This is a genomic window from Bradyrhizobium ontarionense (assembly GCF_021088345.1).
GTDB lineage: Bacteria > Pseudomonadota > Alphaproteobacteria > Rhizobiales > Xanthobacteraceae > Bradyrhizobium > Bradyrhizobium ontarionense.
Genome location: NZ_CP088156.1, coordinates 3,370,568 through 3,387,627, shown reverse-complemented (window position 1 = coordinate 3,387,627; position 17,060 = coordinate 3,370,568). Strand labels below are relative to the sequence as shown.

Here is a 17,060-nt window from a genome sequence, read left to right as displayed (position 1 = left end):
AGGCGCCGTCATACGGGCGGAGCGGCCGTCACGATCGTGGCTCCCGCCCGTCTCAGCAGGGCGATTCGGGCAGCCGGCGCGTCATGCTCGACGGTTAGCTGGCTGATCGTCTTGGCGCCGGCGATACGGTGAGGTGCTCGCGTCTCGAGCTTCTCGTTGGTGACCATTGTGACGCTCACGCGGCTCAGCGACAGCAGAGTCCGCTTGAAAGCTGCGTCAGTCGGATCAAGCGCGCTGATGCCGCCTTGCGCCGACACAGCGCAGGCGCCGATGAAGCAGCGGTCGATGTTCAAGCGCTGCACCTGCATGAGGGCGTCGGCGTCGACGCAGCCGCCGACTGCGGCGTGAACGGAGCCGCCGATCACGATCAGTTGCAGATCCTGCCGATGTAGCACGGCTGCGGCAATGTCGATGGCGTTGGTCGCGATGGTGAGATCGAAATCATCGGGTAGGACTTCGACGAGCGCGAGATTGGTGCTGCCACTGTCGAGGAAGAGAAATTCCCCGCGCGCGATGTTGCGGGCGGCCGTCCGGGCGAGCGCCAGCTTGCGCTCGCGACCTTGCCCGATTCGCGCCGCCATCGGTGTCACGCCGCCGGCGTTGGGCAGTGCGCCGCCATACACCCGGCGGCAGCGTCCCTCGGCGGCAAGCGCGCGCAGATCGCGCCGGATTGCATCCTCGGAGACGCCGAATTCGTTCGCGAGGGCGGCCGCGATGACCGCTTGCCCTGCAGCGAGGCGGTGGGCGATCTGGTCGCGGCGCGCCAGTGGCAGGTCTGACATGTCGCCCCGGTATCATGCACAAACAAGAAATACAACGTGCATAATCGTGCACGATGCAGTTTATGGTTTGCGCGGCCCGCCGGGCATGCCATTGCGATGATGTCGAAGTGTTCGGGAGCAGGATGTGACCGCCGTCTATTCGTCCGCAACGCCGGCCTTTGTTGCCGTCGACTGGGGAACCTCCAGCTTCCGCGCCTGGCTGATGGCCGGAGACGGGACGGAGCTCGCCGAGAGCCGCGGTGGCGAGGGCATGCTGCATTGCGCGACATCAGGCTTCGCGCCGGTGCTGCGCGATCATCTGGCGAAGCTTGGCGCGTCGGCCGATGTTCCGGTACTGATCTGCGGCATGGCCGGCGCGCGGCAAGGCTGGGTCGAGGCGCCGTATCTGCACACGCCCACCCGTCTCGATGCGCTGCATGCCGGCGCGATCCGCGTCGCCACGGATGGCGATGTCAGGATCCTGCCGGGGCTCGCGCAGGTGCGGCCGGATCAGCCGGACGTGATGCGCGGCGAAGAAACCCAACTGCTCGGCGTCACGGAGCCCGACTTCACCGGGATCGTCTGCATCCCCGGGACCCACAGCAAATGGATCCGCATCGACGCCGGCGCGGTGATCGATTTCGCCACCTACATGACGGGCGAGCTGTTCGCGGTCATCTCCCAGCACAGCATCCTGATGCACGCCGTCGAGCCTGGCGGATCAGGCACGGAGGACGGCGGGCCGTTCCGCGCGGGCCTCGGGTCGATACTGGCCGCGCCGACCAGCTTGACCAGCGCGCTATTCCGGCTGCGCGCGGCGCAGCTGCTCGGCTTCGAGCAGCGGTCTGACGGAGCTGCTCGGCTCTCGGGGCTTCTGATCGGCGCCGAGATCGCTGATGCTCGCGCGCGCTTCGGTGCCGAGCTTCCGCTGCGATTGATCGGAACGGGCCGGCTCGGCCAGCTCTATCGTGAGGCGCTGGCTACGACTGGTTTCGATGTGAACGAATGCGATGCCGAACAGGCGTCGCGCCGCGGCCTGATCAAGGCCGCGCGGCAGATCTGGGGAGCGCGTTTCTGAATGACACAGTCCGTTGTCTGGCCGGTTGTGAAGCGGTCGCTCGTTGCGATCTTACGTGGCATCAAACCCGACGAGGCCGAGGCGGTCGTCGACGTCCTGATCGAGGCAGGATTCGAGATGATCGAAGTTCCGCTCAATTCGCCGGATCCGTTCGTTTCGATCGAACGCCTGGCGACGCGGTTCGGCAAGCAGTGCCTGATCGGCGCAGGGACGGTCGTCAATGCGCCGGATTGCGTGCGGGTCGCGGAGGCCGGCGGCCGTCTGATGGTCAGTCCGAACGTCGATGCGGAAGTGCTGGCGACGGCGCAGGCCTACGATATGGTGACGATGCCCGGCGTGTTCACGCCAAGCGAAGCATTTCTCGCGTTGCGCTGCGGCGCTTCGGCTCTGAAGTATTTCCCCGCCTCTGTGCTCGGCCCGTCGGGAATTGCGGCGCAACTCGCGGTGCTGCCGAAAGGCGTGGTGGTCGGCGCCGTCGGTGGCGTGTCGGACAACAATCTCGCCTCCTATGTCGCGGCCGGCGTGCGTGCCTTTGGTCTCGGCTCGAGCCTGTACAAGCCGGGCATGACTGCGAGCGATGTGCGTGAGACCGCACGCACGTCCGTGCGTGCCTATGACGAGGCCGTGGCCTCGGCGTGACACGCTGACATCGTCGTTCCAGAGCAAGCTGCGCATCACCGTAACGACCCGCAAACAAGCGGGCCGTCCCGATCAGCGCCGGCCGCCGCCGATCAGCTCGCCGCGGCGTTGATCTCATGCGTGGCGCTGTCCTCCGGTGATCGCGCGAACACCTGCAGCGCTTCGGCCATCTGCAGGCGGCCGCCGACACCGGTAATGACGACGTCGACCATCATGAACGACGAATGGAAGTGGCCGTGCGCTTTCAGCTGCCCGACCGGCACGCCGGCCGCGGCGAGCGCCTCCGCATAGGCGATGCCTTCATCGCGCAACGGATCGAACTCGCAGGTGACGACATAGGCCGGCGGCAGGCCCTGAAGCCTACCGCGCAGCGGCGACACGCGCGGGTCGGTGCGATCGGCCGGCGAGCAGTAGATGTCCCAGAACCAGTACATCAGCGACCGCGTCAGGAAGTAGCCCGTCGCGTTCTCTGTATAGGACGGACGATCGAAGCTGCAGTCGGTCGCGGGGCACAGCAGCAGCTGGCCGCCGATATCAGGCCCGCCACGATCGCGTGCGAGCTGACACGTGACAGCCGCGATGTTGCCGCCCGCGCTCCAACCGGCCACCAGAACAGGGCCCTCGCGGCCGCCGAGTTCGGCAGCATGTTCCGCGATCCAGCGTGTCGCGGCGTAGCCATCCTCGGCGGCGGCCGGAAAACGATGCTCGGGCGCGTGGCGATAGCCGACGCTGACGAAGATCATGTTGGAGCGGCGGCACATGTCGCGGCAGAATGGATCGTCCGACTGCTCGTCGCCGAGCACCCAGCCGCCGCCATGGAAGTAAACGACGATCGGATGCGGGCCGGGCGTGGCCGGACGATAGAGCCGGTAGGGCAGGGGACCGTCGGCGCCTTGCAACGTGCCGTCCTTCACCTCGCCGACGGGCCGTCCCGGCGGGCGCGCCGCATTGAACTGCGTCACGAACTCGCGGGCGCCTGCGGCGCCGAGCGATTCGATCGGCGGCAGATTCATCTCGGTGAGCATGTTCAGCACCAGCCGGACATCCGGCTGCAGCTTCACGATCTCGCCGTCGTTGCACTGTGTCGCGCCGTTCGGGCCGGTCAGCTTGAAGCCGAGCATGCCGCGGCTGACGATCTCGTTGCAGATGCCCCGATAGGGGCCGACGCCGCCGGTATAGGGCATCAGCGCCTGTGGCTTGCCCGGGACGTTGGCGCCCGTGTACCAGGTGTTGGCGAGCCGATGCAGCGTCACGGTCGCGCAGTCCGCCATGTGGCGCGTCCACCCCGCCTGCGCGGTCTCCGTCGGCTCGATCGTCGTGAAGCCGGCCTCGCGCATCGCAGCCAGGCGATCCACCACGAAGTCGACATGCTGTTCGATCGACACCGCCATGTTCGACAGCACCGACGGGCTGCCGGGACCGGTGATCAGGAACAGGTTGGGGAAGCCGGCGACGGTCAATCCGAGATAGGTCTCCGGGCCCTTCGCCCAGGTGTCGTCGAGCGATTTGCCATCGCGCCCCTTGATCGGATGCACGGCGCGGATCGCGCCGGTCATCGCATCGAAGCCGGTCGCGAACACGATGACGTCGATGTCGAAGCTGCGCTTGTCGGTCTTGATGCCGTTTGCGGTGATTGACGCAATCGGCTCCTGGCGCAGATTGACGAGCGTGACGTTCGGACGATTGAATGTCGCGTAGTAGTTGGTGTCCAGGCAGGGGCGCTTGGCACCGAACGGATGGTCGTGGGGCGTTAGCGCCGCGGCGGTTTCGGGATCCTTGACGATCTCGCGGATTTTCTCGCGGATGAGATCGGCTAGCAGCGCATTGCCGTCGGCATCGACGCCCTGGTCCGCCCAGAGCTGGGTCAGCATGCCCACGAGATCGCCCGAGGCCCACAGCTTCTCGAAGCGCTCGCGCCGCTCGGCCTCGCTCATCTGCCAGCTGAATTCGACGGCCGGCGGAATCGGCACGCCGGTCAGCGACCAGCGTGCCTGCTCGCGCAGCCCGTTGCGATCCTGCGCGAGCTGCGCGGCGCGATCCTCCGGCAGCGGGCCATTATGCGCAGGGAGAGCGAAGTTCGGCGTGCGCTGGAACACCGTCAGCTGCGACGCCTGTTCGGCGATAATGGGGATCGACTGGATGCCGGACGAGCCGGTGCCGATCATGGCGACGCGCTTGCCGCGGAGGTCGACGCCGTCATGCGGCCAGCGGCTGGTGAAGTAGATCTCGCCCTTGAAGTCGTGGACGCCCTCGATTTCCGGCGGCTTCGGTTGCGACAGGCAGCCGGTCGCCATGATGTAGTGGCGACAGGAGACGGCAGGGCCCTTGTCGGTCGTGAGCAGCCAGCGCTCTTTCGAATCATCCCAGGCGGCGCCGAGGACGCGGGTGCCGAAGCGGATGTCGCGGCGCAGATCGTAACGGTCGGCAACGAAGCCGAGATAGCGCAGGATCTCCGGCTGCGTCGCGTATTTCTCCGACCACTGCCAGGCGGTCTCGAGCTCGGGGTCGAAGGTGTAGCTGTAGTCGACGGTCTGGATGTCGCAGCGCGCGCCCGGATAGCGGTTCCAATACCAGGTGCCGCCGACATCGTTGGCCGTGTCCAGCGCCACCGTCGAGAGACCCGCCTTGCGCAGGCGATGCAGCAGGTACAATCCTGCAAATCCGGCGCCGACAACGCCGACATCGACCGTCTGAATTTCGCCTTGAGTCGATTCCGGCGCGCCTGCCTCGACCATTCCGTCTGACATGCTGACCTCCCGATGATTTTGTGATTGACCGAAAGGCTAACGCTGCTCGCATGGTTTGTCAGCAGCCAAAACAACGATCTGCGGTTGTTGCAGTGCGGACCGTGCAGCGCGGCAGGTATGCCAGGCGCTGATTTTGCATCGCCGGTCAAAATGCCGGTACGGAGTAGACAAGACCCTGGGAAAACGACAGAAAGCGACCCTGCCGCGTCGCATTCACCAAGTTTCAACGCATCGCGACTGTAACAACCGCTACACTGCGACACATCCACGATTGATTTAGGCCAGGTCCATGCCGTTATCGCTGCCCAAGCAAAAGATCCGCGTTCTGCTCCTGGAGGGCGTGAACGACTCGGCCGTCCGCATGTTCGAGGCCAACGGCTATACGGAAATCGAGCGGCTGCCGAAGGCGCTGGGTTCGGCGGAACTGAAGCGGATGCTGTCCGGCGTGCACATGCTTGGCATTCGCTCGCGCACGCATCTGACCGAGGAAGTGCTGCAGGCGGCCGACCGGCTGATGGCGGTCGGCTGCTTCTCGGTCGGCACCAACCAGGTCGAGCTCGACGCGGCGCGGCGGCTCGGCATTCCCGTTTTCAACGCGCCCTATTCGAATACGCGCAGCGTCGCCGAGCTGACCATCGCCGAGGTCGTGATGCTGATGCGGCGCATCTTCCCCCGCTCGGTATCGGCGCATGCCGGCGGCTGGGACAAATCGGCGAATGGCAGCCGCGAGGTGCGCGGCAAGACGCTCGGCATCATCGGCTACGGCAATATCGGTTCGCAGCTGTCGAACCTCGCCGAAACCATGGGCATGCGGGTGATCTTCTTCGATCTCACCGACAAGCTGCGCCACGGCAACACCGAGCCGGTCGAGAGCCTCGACGAGCTGCTCGCCAGCAGCGACGTCGTCTCGCTGCACGTGCCGGAGACGCCGGCCACCGCCAACATGATCGGCGAGCGCCAGATCCGGCAGATGAAGGACGGCGCTTATCTGATAAACAATTCGCGCGGCACGGTCGTCGACATCGAGGCGCTGGCCAGCGCGCTGCGTGAGGGCAAGCTCGCAGGCGCCGCGGTCGACGTGTTTCCGGTCGAGCCCGCCTCGAACGCCGATCCATTCGTGTCGCCGCTGCAGGGGCTGCCCAATGTGATCCTGACCCCGCATGTCGGCGGCTCCACCGAGGAGGCGCAGGATCGCATCGGCGGCGAGGTCGCGCGCAAGCTGATCGACTACTCCGACGTCGGCTCGACTTTCGGCGCGGTCAACTTCCCCCAGGTGCAGCTGCCGGCGCGCCCGACCGGCACGCGCTTCATCCATGTCCACCGCAACGTGCCGGGCGTGCTGCGGCAGGTCAACGACGCCGTGTCGCGGCACAACATCAACATCCTCGCGCAATATCTGCAGACCGATCCCGAAGTCGGCTATGTCGTGCTGGAAACCGATGTCGTCGGTGGCGAGGGCGAGGAACTGCTTGCGGAGCTGCGCGCGGTCGAAGGCACCATTCGCGTGCGCGTCCTGTACGACCACGATCGTCCCTGAGGCCGTGGAGACTGCCGCGCGATGACTGGCCAGTCTGCATCGTCGTCGGCCTCATCGGTCGTGCTGAGCACGACCGTTCCTGCGCGCGTGCTGCGCCATGATCCGCAATATGGCATGTCGACGCTGTTCTTTGCAGATGGCGAGTTGCGGGTGCCGATGGTCGATGCCCCTGTCGATGCCGGCGTCTCCGTGACCATCGAGGCGCGCGACGTGTCGATCGCGCTGTCGCGGCCGATGGATGTTTCGATCACCAACCGGCTGCCCGGCCGGATCGAGGAGATCCTGGCTCTTGAGCCTCCCTACGTGCGCGTCACGTTCGATCTTGGTTCGACGAAGCTCCACGCCCTGGTGACGTTGGAGTCGGTCGAGCGGCTCGCGCTGGAAACCGATCTGTCCGCCTGGGCGATGATCAAGAGCGTCGCGATCGGACCCGGCGCGGTTCGGCCTTCGGAGCTGCCTCGACCGCGCCGCTGGCCCGCTTCTGATAGTGGCGATCCGTAGCCTTCTGCAATTCGCCAAGTGCGGCGGCCGTGGCTGTCCGCGTGCGCCGCTCCATCGATCGATACAGCGCGATCAGACGTTCGCCGAACGGCGTGATCTCAGCACCGCCGCCGCGGCGGCCGGGATGGGTTTCGAACACCGGCGTCTCGAAGGTGCGGTTGAGCGCATCGACCATCAGCCAGCACTTGCGGTAGGAGATGCCGCTCGCGCGCGCCGCACCGAGGATCGAGCGCTCCTTGCGTATGACATCGATCAGCAGCAGATCCTCCGGGGACAGGCTTCCGCCATTGCCGAAGTTGACAGTCAATGCGATCTGCGCCGCGCCCTTCATGCCATTCCGATCCGCTCGCGTGGAGAGCTGATCATGTCACGAGCGTATCGCGATGTCACCCTGCGGCCGGACCACGCCTCGATCCAGCCATGTCCGCGCGCGACATCGGCGTGGACGCATTCGGCGAACAGGCCGGCGAAGTTCGTCCACGCTTCCATCATGGCCGGGGAGACCGCCGTGATGATGGGAAGTCCCGCGGCGAGGGCGGAGCCGAAAGCGTCGGCGAGGCCACCGCCCATGGCTTCCTGCTTGCCGAATTTGCTGAGGATGACGAGGTCGGTGCCCCTGATGATCGACTGCTGCACGGCGGCGCAGGCAAGCGCCAGGCCCTCCGGATCGAGATTGCAGGCCTGTGATCCCGGACCGAGATCCTGGGAAATCGAGAACAGGCGGCCGTCGTCGAGACTGCGCAGCATCATGGCTTTGCACGGCTTGGCCTTGTCCGCGCTGCTCTCGATCACGCCAGAGACACGCAGTCCGGCGCCTGCAAGGCGGACGGCGAAATCGCCGAGCAGATCCTGGATCACGGTGGACGCGGCGCCTTGCAGCGCCACGATCTGACAAGTCCCGACCTCAGCTATACCCATGGCAGTCCTCCTCACACGTTGGCGGAGACGCGGCCCGCCTTCCGACCGGTTTGCATGATGTTGTGAACCGCCGAGACGACGCTCGCCGCGATCGCCTGGCCGCGCTCGTCCATGCCGGTCCAGGCGGCGCTCCGGCCGCGCGGATCGATCTCGAGCAGCTTGACGTTGGCGGGCACGCGCACGCCGTCGCGCGCGATCCCGCGTAGCGCGCCGTCGAGCGGCGCGAGCACCGCCATGCCGCCGAGCGAGCCGAGCTGCAGCCCCTTGTAGACGCGGGTGCCGATATCGAGCGGCGTGTGCCAGACGGCCTCCTGGTCCGAATAGACGAAGCGCTCGCGCCCGGCGCCGCCGAGATCGCGGGCCTTGCCGTCCGCGTTCCGCGTCGTGCCCTGCGCCACGATCGCACCGGTCTCGCAAGGATGCGTTTCGATCGCGACGTCGCAATTCTGCCCGGCCGCAAAGCGCGGGCCGATGCCGACGGCAATGCCGGCGACGCCGCGCAGATCCGGCGTCACCAGATGCTTCTGCATGCGGGCGTCGATGATGACGGCCGGATAGCGGAAGGCGATGATGTCCGTGAGATGCATTTCAGTGACGGCGACGTGGCCGGGCTCGCAATGGATCCGCACGACCTCCGCAATGTTGTCTGCACGGCAGCCGATCACGCCGTCGATGTCGCGCGTGTCGCCATACAGGACGTCGTGGAAGGCCATGCCGCGCCGGATCACCGGCGGGAACGCGTCATGACAGAGCACGATCGCGAAGCGGGCATGGTTGAGCCTGGCCGCGACGGCGGAGGCGATCTCGTTGGTGCCGAGCACCAGCGCGAGCGGCTTGGGCGCGTTCGGATGCCAGGTGACGGCGGCGGCGGCTTTCATGCTGATGACCTCGTGTTGCGGGATCGAGGTAGCAAGCGCCGGGCCAGCCGGCCTCTCACCGGTCAACTCGCTCATTGCATTGATGAAACTTGAGCTGGCGCGATGTCGTATAATCCGAAGCTATATTGTTTCAGATATAACACTTGAGCTATATTGTCGCATATATAACATGACGCGATATGGTGGACGGCGCCGTCGCGGCGGATCAGGCGGCGGGGTCTTCGCGGCGGACCAGCGCGACGCCCTTGACCTGGGCGTAGACCTCCAGTCCCGGCTGCAGGCCCAGCTCGTTCCACGAGCGCTGGGTCACGCGTGACAGCAGCCGCGCGCCCTGACCGTCCTGGCCGAGGCCGAGCAGGGCGGTGACGCGGTGATCCGACTGGCTGCGGATCTCGAGGATCTTCGCGCGCAGCACGTTGACGATGGTGCTGCGGCTCGGCGTGTCACGCGCGAGGCTGACATCGTCGGCCAGCACGCGCAGGCGGCGCCGAGCGCCCGGCGCGATCGGCTCGGCCGGCAGCAGGAACTGGCCGCCGGACACGGCGAGCGTCGCCATGCCGTCGGTTGCGTCCTGCTCCAGGACCGTGGCGTCGAGGCTCACGGCGGCATTACGTGACAGCGCGAGCGGCAGCGACAGGTCGGCCTGAAGCTTGGATAGCGGACCGGACGCGAGGACAGCACCGTGGCGCATCAGCACCAGCTGATCGGCGAGCCGCTCGACCTCGGTGATGTCGTGGCTGATGTAGAGGATCGGCAGCTCCAGCGCGGCGTGCAGCCGCTCCAGATAGGGCAGGATTTCGTCCTTGGTCATCTGGTCGAGCGCCGACAGCGGCTCGTCCATCAGCAGCAGCTTCGGCTGGCTGAGCAAGGCGCGACCGATCGCGACGCGCTGCCGCTCGCCTCCCGAGAGATGGCGTGGCGAGCGGTCCAGCAGCCTGTCGATTCCAAGCAGCGCAACGACCTCGCCGAAGCCGATCGCGGCCGCACCGCTTTGGCCGGGATGGCCGTACATCAGATTGGCACGAACCGAGAGGTGCGGAAACAGGTTGGCTTCCTGGAACACGTAGCCGATCGGCCGCTGATGCACGGGACGGAAGGTCTTTTCGTCCTGCCAGACGTCGCCCGCGACCGAGCACAATCCGCCAGCGAGGCGATTGAGGCCGGCAATGCAGCGCATCACAGCGGTCTTGCCGCAGCCCGAGGGGCCGAAGATCGCGGTCACGCCGCGCGCCGGGACCTCGAAGCGAGCGTTCAGATCGAAGCGTCCGAGCATGCCGCGGAAATCGACTTTCACGGTGCTCATGACGCGGTCCGGCTCATCTTCTTCTCGATCAGCATCATCGCGAGAATGACGCAGAACGAGAACACGACCATGCCGAGCGCGAGCACCGACGCCTCGGTCCATTGCGAGGTCTCGACATAGTCGAAGATCGCGACCGACAGCACCTTGGTCTTGCCGGGGATGTTGCCGCCGATCATCAGGACCACGCCGAACTCGCCGACGGTATGGGCGAAGCCGAGGATCGCGCCGGTGAGGAAGCCGGGGCTCGCGAGCGGCACCGCAATGGTCCAGAACGCGCGCCAGGGCGATGCGCGCAAGGTAGCTGCCGCTTCGAGCGGCTTTTCGCCCATCGCCTCGAACGCGTTGCGGATCGGCTGCACCACAAACGGCATCGAGAACAGCACGGAGCCGATGACGAGGCCGGGGAAGGTGAAGGCGAGCGTGCGCGCGCCCCACAGCGAAGCCAGCGCTCCGCCGGGGCCGCTCGGGCCAAGCGCGACCAGCAGATAGAATCCGAGCACGGTCGGCGGCAGCACCAGCGGGATGGCGACGAGCGCCGCGACCGCCTCCTTCCACCACGCCCGCGACCGCACCAGCCACCACGCGATCGGCGTACCCACGATCATCAGGATCACAGTCGTGATCGCCGCGAGTTCGAGGGTCAGCCGGATCGGTTGCCAGATGTCGGCCGAGACGTGGAGATTCATCAATGCGAGTGCTCAGGTGCCCGACTTCGGGTCCAGAGCATAGCCGAACTTCTCGATGACCGCACGGGCTTCCGGGCTCCTGAGGAAGGTCAGGAAGGCGGTCGCGGCCTCGTTGCCTGCAGAGGCTTTCAGCAGCACGGCATCCTGGCGGATCTCGCTGTAGAGGCTCTGCGGCACCAGCCAGCGCGAGCCGCCGGCGTTCGGCATCAGTTGCGACAGTGCGACGAAGCCAAGCTCGGCATTGCCGGTGTCGACGAACTGGAACGCCTGCGAGATCGTGTTGCCCTGGACGATCTTGGGCTGGATCGTCTCATAGAGCTTGAGCGCCTTCAGCGTCTCGACCGCGGCGGCGCCGTAGGGGGCGGCGGCGGGGTTGGCGATCGACAGCTTGTTGAACGCGTTCGCCTTCAGGGTTTCCTCGCCCTTGACGATGTTCGGATCCTTGCTCCACAGCACCAGCTTGCCGATCGCATAGGTGAAGCGGCTCTCGGCGACGCCGAGGCCGTCATCGACCAGCTTCTTCGGCCGCTCGTCGTCGGCGGACAACAGGATCGCGAACGGCGCGTTCTCCTTGATCTGGGTGTAGAACTGCCCGGACGCGCCAAAGCTCAGCACCAGCTCGTGTCCCGTCTTGGCCTTGAACAGGCCTGCGATCTCCTTGGCCGGCTCGGTGAAGTTGGCAGCCACGGCGACGTTGGCACTGGCGGCGAAGGCGTTCGCGCCGGTCAGCAGCGTGGCTGCCGCACATAGGACGGCGGTGACGAAGCGCATCGATCTCATCAAAATTGTCCTTGTTCATATCCACCGATGGGGTCGTTTCGGTGAATTGCAAGTCTCATTCCGGCGCATGGGCCAGTGCCCCTGCCGTGCTATATCCATTCGTATACACCAAAATAGACAAGTCGGCCAATTCCGGTCAACCGGAGGGATCTCGAGCGGGCGCTCACGGACGTCAGTGTTCGACTATCGACAATCGTTGCAGGGCAGTGTCGAGAAAACGACAGCCCTGAAGATCGGCTGATCCTCAGGGCCGTCCGAGCGTCAGGCCATCTTCTCCCACAGCTGCCGAACCAGCATGCCGGCGCGCTTCTCGATGGCCGCGGCGGCATCGAGCGCGAGGTCCTCGCGATAGCGTCCTGCGATCAGCTGCACGCCGATCGGCTGGCCTTGGTGCACCGCGACGGGGACCACCGCGCCGGGCAGGCCGAGGACATTGATCGCGGAGATGAAGCGGATCTCGTTGAAGAAGATCTCGCGCACGCGCGCGGCGCTGACGGTGTCCTCGCGCGGACCCGGCGTCGGCTTGACCGTCGTCGGCGCCAGCACCACCGGGTACTCCTCGAAGAACAGCTGCCACGCCCGAATATGCGTCGAGCGTTGTGCTGTCGCCTGCATCCAGCCGGCGAGATCGAGCATCTCGGCTTTGGCCCGCATCCCGCCCCAGGCCTTGTGGAAATCCTCGGAGGTGACAGCCAGCATCTTGGCTTCCTGCATCACCACGACCTCGTTGGTGATGATGTCGCACCAGGTCTGCCAGACACCGGAAATGTCGGGCACCTCGACCTCGCTGACCCGGTAGCCCGAACGCTCGAGGTGATCGGCGGCCTGCCGGAGCGCGGCATGCACGGACGGATCGACGTCCATGTCGTCAGGGATCCTGGCGAGCGCGACCTTGACCGGCCGCTTTGGCTTGTCGCCTTCGAGCGGCGCCGGCACCCACCAGGGGTCGCGCGGATCGCGGCGGCTCATCACCTCCAGCGCCAGCCTCACGTCGGCGACGCTGCGCGCGAGAGGTCCCTGCGACGACATCAGATGCGACAGCATCGGCCGCTCGGCCGTTGCGCTCTCGTTATAGGCCGGGATGCGTCCCTGCGTCGGCTTGATCGTGACGATGCCGTTGCAATGCGCCGGCCAGCGCAGTGAGCCGCCGATATCGTTGCCATGCGCGATGGCGCCGATGCCGGCAGCAACAGCGCTGCCGGCGCCTCCGGACGAGCCGCCGCAGGTGATCTCCGGATCCCACGGGTTCAGCGTCAGCCCGTGCAACGGGTTGTCGGTGAAGCCGCGAAACGAGAATTCCGGCGTGTTGGTGAGGCCGAGCACAATGGCGCCGGACTTCTTCAGATTCCGCACCACCGGTGCGTCCGACGGCGCAATGATGCCCATCTGTGCTGGAACGCCGTTGGGATTCGGCCGTCCCTGGTAGTCGACGTTCTCCTTGATCGTGACCGGCACGCCATGCAGCAGGCCAGTCTTGTCGCGCGCTCTGTCGGCGGCACGCGCCGCCTTCAGGGCGTCTTCGGAGAGGTCGACGACGACGGCGTTGAGCTTCGGATTGACCTGATGCATGCGCGCGACATGCGCTTCGGTCACCTCGACCGATGAGATCGCGCCGGAGCGGATCGCGGCCGCCGTGTCGACCGCGGACCACTGCCAGGCCGGCCCTTTCGGCAGCCGCGGTTTTGGTGCGGCGGCCCCTGGTCGAGCCTTGGTCTTTGCGACGGCCTTCTTCTTGGCTGCCGTGCTCGCAGCCGCACGTTTCGGTGTCGGCTTGGCCGCCTTTGCAGGCGGTCGCTTCGCTGTCTTCTTCGCCATTGTTGTTTCCCCCCCGTTTCGTCGTTACGCCACCGACATCGTCAGCGGCGGTTCGACCTCATCGGGCAGCGGACTGACATAGGGCGTGCGCGTGGTGCGCTTCTTCAGGTCGGCCTTGGCGGCGGCGATCAAGGCTGGATCGTTGAGCGCCTTGATGCCGAGGCCCGCCATCGCCTTGGCGGCCTGCACCATGGCCTTGTGCGCCCCAGGCGACTTGCCCTGGGCAACGACCTGCCAGGTGTGGAACGGCGTGCCGATCGCGACCGTCGGCGCGTGCACCTGGACCGTCGGCAGCACCCAGCTGACGTCGCCGACGTCAGTCGATCCGATCTGCGGATTGCGCTTGGCGTTCAGCGGCACGAGGAAGTCGGCGAGCGGCTTCTCGGTCGGGTCCATACCAATGCTGTAGTAGACCGAGGCGATGTCCTTGTCGGTCAGGGTCGCCTGGATCTGCCCGGCAAAATCCTTGTCGGTCTCGTCGAAATGCGGCGGCCCGAGCTCTTCCATGATTCCGTACAGCGCCTCTTCGAGCGGGGTGTTGGGCAGGATGTTCGAGACCGCCGAAATGATCTTCATCTCGACCTTGGTCTCGGTCATCAGCGCCGCGCCCTGCGCGATCTTGTGGACGCGCCCGACCAGCTCGTTCATCCCGGGCAGATCGCGGGCGCGGATGGAGTAGCGCACGCGGGCGTGGGCCTGCACCACGTTGGGCGCGATGCCGCCGGTGTCGAGCAGCGCGTAGTGCACGCGGGCGTCGCTCGGCATGTGCTCGCGCATGTAGTTGACGCCGACATTCATCAGTTCGACGGCGTCGAGCGCGCTGCGGCCGAGATGCGGCGATGCAGCTGCATGCGAGGTGCGGCCGGTGAAGATGAAGTCGGCGCGCGTGTTGGCCAGCGACGGCGTCATCACCACTTCCCAGAAACTCGACGGATGCCAGGTGATCGCGATGTCGGCATCCTCGAACGCCCCTGACCGCACCATGAAGGCTTTCGCCGCGCCACCTTCTTCGGCGGGGCAGCCATAGTAGCGCACGCGCCCGGGAATCTTGTTGGCTGCGAGCCAGTCCTTCACGGCGGTGGCGGCAAGCAGCGCTGCCGATCCCAGCAGATTGTGGCCGCAGCCGTGGCCGTGGCCGTTGCTCTCGACCGGGCGGTGCTCGGCGATTCCGGCCTCCTGGCTGAGGCCGGGCAGGGCGTCGTATTCGCCGAGAAACGCAATGACCGGACCACCCATGCCCCATTCGCCCATCAGCGCCGTCGGTATGCCCGCGACCTTTTCCGTGATGCGAAAACCCTGATGTTTCAGCTCGGCAAGATGTTCGGCCGCGGAGCGGGCCTCGGTGTAGCAGACCTCGGGCATGCCCCACACCCGGTCACTGAGCTCGATGAAACGGGTCTTGATCGCGTCGACGCCGCGCCAGATCTCGCTACGGTTGTCCATCTCCGGTCCTTGTCCTGTGCTGCCGATGGGGAAGCCGACATGGTTATCAGTTAAGTTCCCTCGCGCCTAGCGACCCCGGGCGGGAGCAGCCATGCGGCGCCTAACGGCCGTGGCAGGAGCGTCGTTGTTTTGAGCAGTCGGTGGCATCATCCCGTGCAGGCTGTCATTTTTTGCAGCGCAAGGTCAGGCGGGGCCGTGCCGCGCGTTCTCATATTTCGGAACTGGCGGGCTGTCGTACTCGCCGCTCGCGCCTGGAACGATCGGGGAGATGGCCGGTTCTGGCTCGAAGGAGCACGACACCATGCGTGCAGGACCGATCGCCATCATCGTCGCGCTGCTGCTGATCCTCGCAGCCGCATTCGCCTACGCCTATTCGGGTCTGACCATTCCCGGCGAGCCGATGCCGAGGGAGGGCTGGATTGCGCTGGCGCTCGGCGTGGTGTTCTCGCTAATTGTCGGTATCGGGCTGATGACGCTATTGTTCTACAGCAGCCGCCGAGGTTACGACGAGCCATCGCATTTCAACACCGACGAGCGCCCTGATTGAGAACGCTTGCAGCTCAAGCCATTCGCGGCGGGTGCGGCGGGTGTTCTGTGGGTGAATGGCGGTCGTGCAGGAGCTTCGCGAGGTCGTGGCGCAGATCGTCGTGGCCGCGCATCGCAGTCTCGAACAACGCCTCCTGGATATCACGCGGCATGTCGCCCCAGACGCTGATGGCGGCGTTTCCGAGCAGCACTGCGAATCGGTTGTCGTCCATGCGGCACCTCTGGACGAGGTTACGTATGGGCGCCGAAAAGGTTCCAAGCCGGCTACCGAGTGGCTACTGAGTGGTGAACAGGACGACCGCAATCGCGACCGAGGCCGCAATGGCCGATACCATACCGGTCGTCGACAGCACGCCCATGCGCCGCAGCGCGGCTGCGAAAACGATGATGATCGGCGTTGCCGTGACGAGGCCGAGCTGTGCTTCGCTCATGGGGCTGCTCCTTGAAGGTGCTGGTCCTTAGCGCGTCTGGGCGCCGCGCAGTTTGTGCGCCGACAAAGAGGGCGTCTGCTTCTCTGACTAGCTTGCCGACGTCCAACCGGAGGTGGAAATGTCGGCAATCGTGGGGGAGGAGGAACAGGAACGCTGGGGCGTGTTCGACGGCCTGCCCGGCGATCCCATGATGTGGGTGCTGATCCTGAGCGAGCTCGTCGCTTTCGGCCTTTTGCTGGGCGCGTTCGTGGTGGCGCGGTCCGTCCACCCCGTCGTTTTCACAGCCGGGCAGGCCGTGCTCGACAGCCGGCTCGCCGCCGTGAACACGATCGTGCTGGTCACCAGTGGCTGGGCGGCTGCGCGGGGCGCTGCGGCTGCGCGGAATGCGTCGCCGATCATTGCCCGCCGCTGGATCGCCTTGGCCATGTTGCTCGGCGTCGCGTTCATCGCGATCAAGCTGTCCGAATATGGCGGTGAGATCGCCGCCGGCGCGGGTCTGGAGACCTCTCCCTTCTTCACGCTCTACTTTCTGCTGACGGGCTTTCACCTGCTGCACGTCGTGCTCGGCATCGTGATCCTTGCGGTCGTCAGCCGCGGCGCTACCACCAACGGCGTCGAGACCGGGGCCGCTTTCTGGCACATGGTCGATCTGGTCTGGATCGTGATGTTTCCGATCCTCTATCTCGTGCGCTGAGCCATGGTCCGGGATCGTCTCAATCTGGCCTGGCTCCAATTGCTTTGTCTCGCCATCGCCACGCTCGCAGCCTCGCTGCTGCTGCCGGGCAGATGGCTGGTTGACGCGCTCGTCCTCTCGCTCGCCGCCGCGAAGGGCAGGGTGATCATGCTGGACTATCTCGGCCTGCGCAGCGCGCCGCCGCTGTGGCGCGGTCTGCTTACGGCATGGCTGACCGGCCTTGTCGGTCTTGCCGGCCTCGCGGTCGCATTCCGCGCGCTCGTCTGACCAGCCCATCGCCGCGCTCATTGCGCCGCGACAAAG

General features: G+C 66.0%; 19 protein-coding genes. 7 read left to right on the top strand and 12 right to left on the bottom strand.

Annotation, left to right across the window (positions count from 1 at the left end):
• Window positions 1-8: 8 nt before the first annotated feature.
• The gene (locus LQG66_RS15320) at window positions 9-782 is read right to left on the bottom strand and encodes a DeoR/GlpR family DNA-binding transcription regulator (protein ID WP_231327039.1); all 774 of its coding nucleotides are present in this window, start codon (window positions 780-782) and stop codon (window positions 9-11) included.
• Window positions 783-906: 124 nt separating this feature from the next.
• On the opposite strand from LQG66_RS15320, the gene LQG66_RS15315 reads away from it, so the two are divergent.
• Together LQG66_RS15315 and LQG66_RS15310 are read left to right on the top strand one after the other, a co-directional pair.
• The gene (locus tag LQG66_RS15315; RefSeq protein ID WP_231327038.1) at window positions 907-1,839 is read left to right on the top strand and encodes a 2-dehydro-3-deoxygalactonokinase; all 933 of its coding nucleotides are present in this window, start codon (window positions 907-909) and stop codon (window positions 1,837-1,839) included.
• The gene (locus LQG66_RS15310; RefSeq protein WP_231327037.1) at window positions 1,840-2,478 is read left to right on the top strand and encodes a 2-dehydro-3-deoxy-6-phosphogalactonate aldolase; all 639 of its coding nucleotides are present in this window, start codon (window positions 1,840-1,842) and stop codon (window positions 2,476-2,478) included. It begins immediately after the preceding gene.
• 92 nt (window positions 2,479-2,570) lie between these two features.
• Here the strand turns inward: LQG66_RS15310 and LQG66_RS15305 are convergent, their stop codons facing one another.
• Complete coding sequence (locus tag LQG66_RS15305; protein WP_231327036.1) at window positions 2,571-5,225, bottom strand: flavin-containing monooxygenase; 2,655 nt, start codon at window positions 5,223-5,225, stop codon at window positions 2,571-2,573.
• 289 nt (window positions 5,226-5,514) lie between these two features.
• On the opposite strand from LQG66_RS15305, the gene serA reads away from it, so the two are divergent.
• Together serA and LQG66_RS15295 are read left to right on the top strand one after the other, a co-directional pair.
• A complete protein-coding gene (serA, locus tag LQG66_RS15300) occupies window positions 5,515-6,762 on the top strand; it encodes a phosphoglycerate dehydrogenase (RefSeq protein WP_231327035.1) in 1,248 nt (415 codons plus the stop codon).
• Window positions 6,763-6,783: 21 nt separating this feature from the next.
• Window positions 6,784-7,263, top strand: a complete 480-nt coding sequence (locus LQG66_RS15295; RefSeq protein ID WP_231327034.1) for a TOBE domain-containing protein — start codon at window positions 6,784-6,786, stop codon at window positions 7,261-7,263.
• On the opposite strand, the gene LQG66_RS15290 is transcribed toward LQG66_RS15295, so the two are convergent.
• The 8 genes from LQG66_RS15290 to LQG66_RS15255 all read right to left on the bottom strand — a co-directional run bounded on the left by LQG66_RS15290 (window position 7,172) and on the right by LQG66_RS15255 (window position 15,086).
• Window positions 7,172-7,594, bottom strand: coding sequence for a winged helix-turn-helix domain-containing protein (locus LQG66_RS15290; RefSeq protein WP_231327033.1), 423 nt, complete (start codon window positions 7,592-7,594; stop codon window positions 7,172-7,174). The genes LQG66_RS15295 and LQG66_RS15290 overlap by 92 nt on opposite strands.
• Complete coding sequence (locus tag LQG66_RS15285) at window positions 7,591-8,181, bottom strand: DUF2478 domain-containing protein (protein ID WP_231327032.1); 591 nt, start codon at window positions 8,179-8,181, stop codon at window positions 7,591-7,593. The genes LQG66_RS15290 and LQG66_RS15285 overlap by 4 nt, the downstream gene beginning before the upstream one ends.
• A gap of 11 nt (window positions 8,182-8,192) precedes the next feature.
• Complete coding sequence (locus LQG66_RS15280) at window positions 8,193-9,059, bottom strand: xanthine dehydrogenase (RefSeq protein WP_231327031.1); 867 nt, start codon at window positions 9,057-9,059, stop codon at window positions 8,193-8,195.
• A 205-nt stretch (window positions 9,060-9,264) separates the two neighbouring features.
• Entirely contained in the window at window positions 9,265-10,362 is a 1,098-nt protein-coding gene (modC, locus tag LQG66_RS15275; protein ID WP_231327030.1) for a molybdenum ABC transporter ATP-binding protein, read from the bottom strand.
• On the bottom strand, window positions 10,359-11,048 hold the full coding sequence (modB, locus tag LQG66_RS15270) for a molybdate ABC transporter permease subunit (protein ID WP_231327029.1): 690 nt from the start codon (window positions 11,046-11,048) through the stop codon (window positions 10,359-10,361). The genes modC and modB overlap by 4 nt, the downstream gene beginning before the upstream one ends.
• A 12-nt stretch (window positions 11,049-11,060) precedes the next feature.
• Window positions 11,061-11,828 (bottom strand): molybdate ABC transporter substrate-binding protein, encoded by a 768-nt coding sequence (gene modA, locus LQG66_RS15265; protein WP_231327028.1) that lies wholly within the window; start codon window positions 11,826-11,828, stop codon window positions 11,061-11,063.
• Window positions 11,829-12,089: 261 nt separating this feature from the next.
• Complete coding sequence (locus tag LQG66_RS15260; protein ID WP_231327027.1) at window positions 12,090-13,643, bottom strand: amidase family protein; 1,554 nt, start codon at window positions 13,641-13,643, stop codon at window positions 12,090-12,092.
• 24 nt (window positions 13,644-13,667) lie between these two features.
• A complete protein-coding gene (locus LQG66_RS15255; protein ID WP_231327026.1) occupies window positions 13,668-15,086 on the bottom strand; it encodes a M20 family metallopeptidase in 1,419 nt (472 codons plus the stop codon).
• A 301-nt stretch (window positions 15,087-15,387) separates the two neighbouring features.
• On the opposite strand from LQG66_RS15255, the gene LQG66_RS15250 reads away from it, so the two are divergent.
• Window positions 15,388-15,633 (top strand): hypothetical protein, encoded by a 246-nt coding sequence (locus LQG66_RS15250; protein ID WP_231327025.1) that lies wholly within the window; start codon window positions 15,388-15,390, stop codon window positions 15,631-15,633.
• Window positions 15,634-15,646: 13 nt separating this feature from the next.
• Here the strand turns inward: LQG66_RS15250 and LQG66_RS15245 are convergent, their stop codons facing one another.
• Entirely contained in the window at window positions 15,647-15,844 is a 198-nt protein-coding gene (locus LQG66_RS15245) for a hypothetical protein (RefSeq protein ID WP_231327024.1), read from the bottom strand.
• A gap of 63 nt (window positions 15,845-15,907) precedes the next feature.
• Complete coding sequence (locus LQG66_RS15240) at window positions 15,908-16,063, bottom strand: hypothetical protein (protein WP_231327023.1); 156 nt, start codon at window positions 16,061-16,063, stop codon at window positions 15,908-15,910.
• A gap of 118 nt (window positions 16,064-16,181) precedes the next feature.
• Here LQG66_RS15240 and LQG66_RS15235 point away from each other — a divergent pair, with 118 nt between their 5' ends.
• Both LQG66_RS15235 and LQG66_RS15230 read left to right on the top strand, forming a co-directional pair.
• Window positions 16,182-16,757, top strand: coding sequence for a cytochrome c oxidase subunit 3 family protein (locus LQG66_RS15235; RefSeq protein ID WP_231327022.1), 576 nt, complete (start codon window positions 16,182-16,184; stop codon window positions 16,755-16,757).
• 3 nt (window positions 16,758-16,760) lie between these two features.
• Window positions 16,761-17,024 carry a cytochrome C oxidase subunit IV family protein gene (locus LQG66_RS15230; protein ID WP_231327021.1) on the top strand — a complete coding sequence of 88 codons (264 nt, stop codon included), beginning with the start codon at window positions 16,761-16,763 and terminating at the stop codon, window positions 17,022-17,024.
• Window positions 17,025-17,060 lie beyond the last annotated feature (36 nt).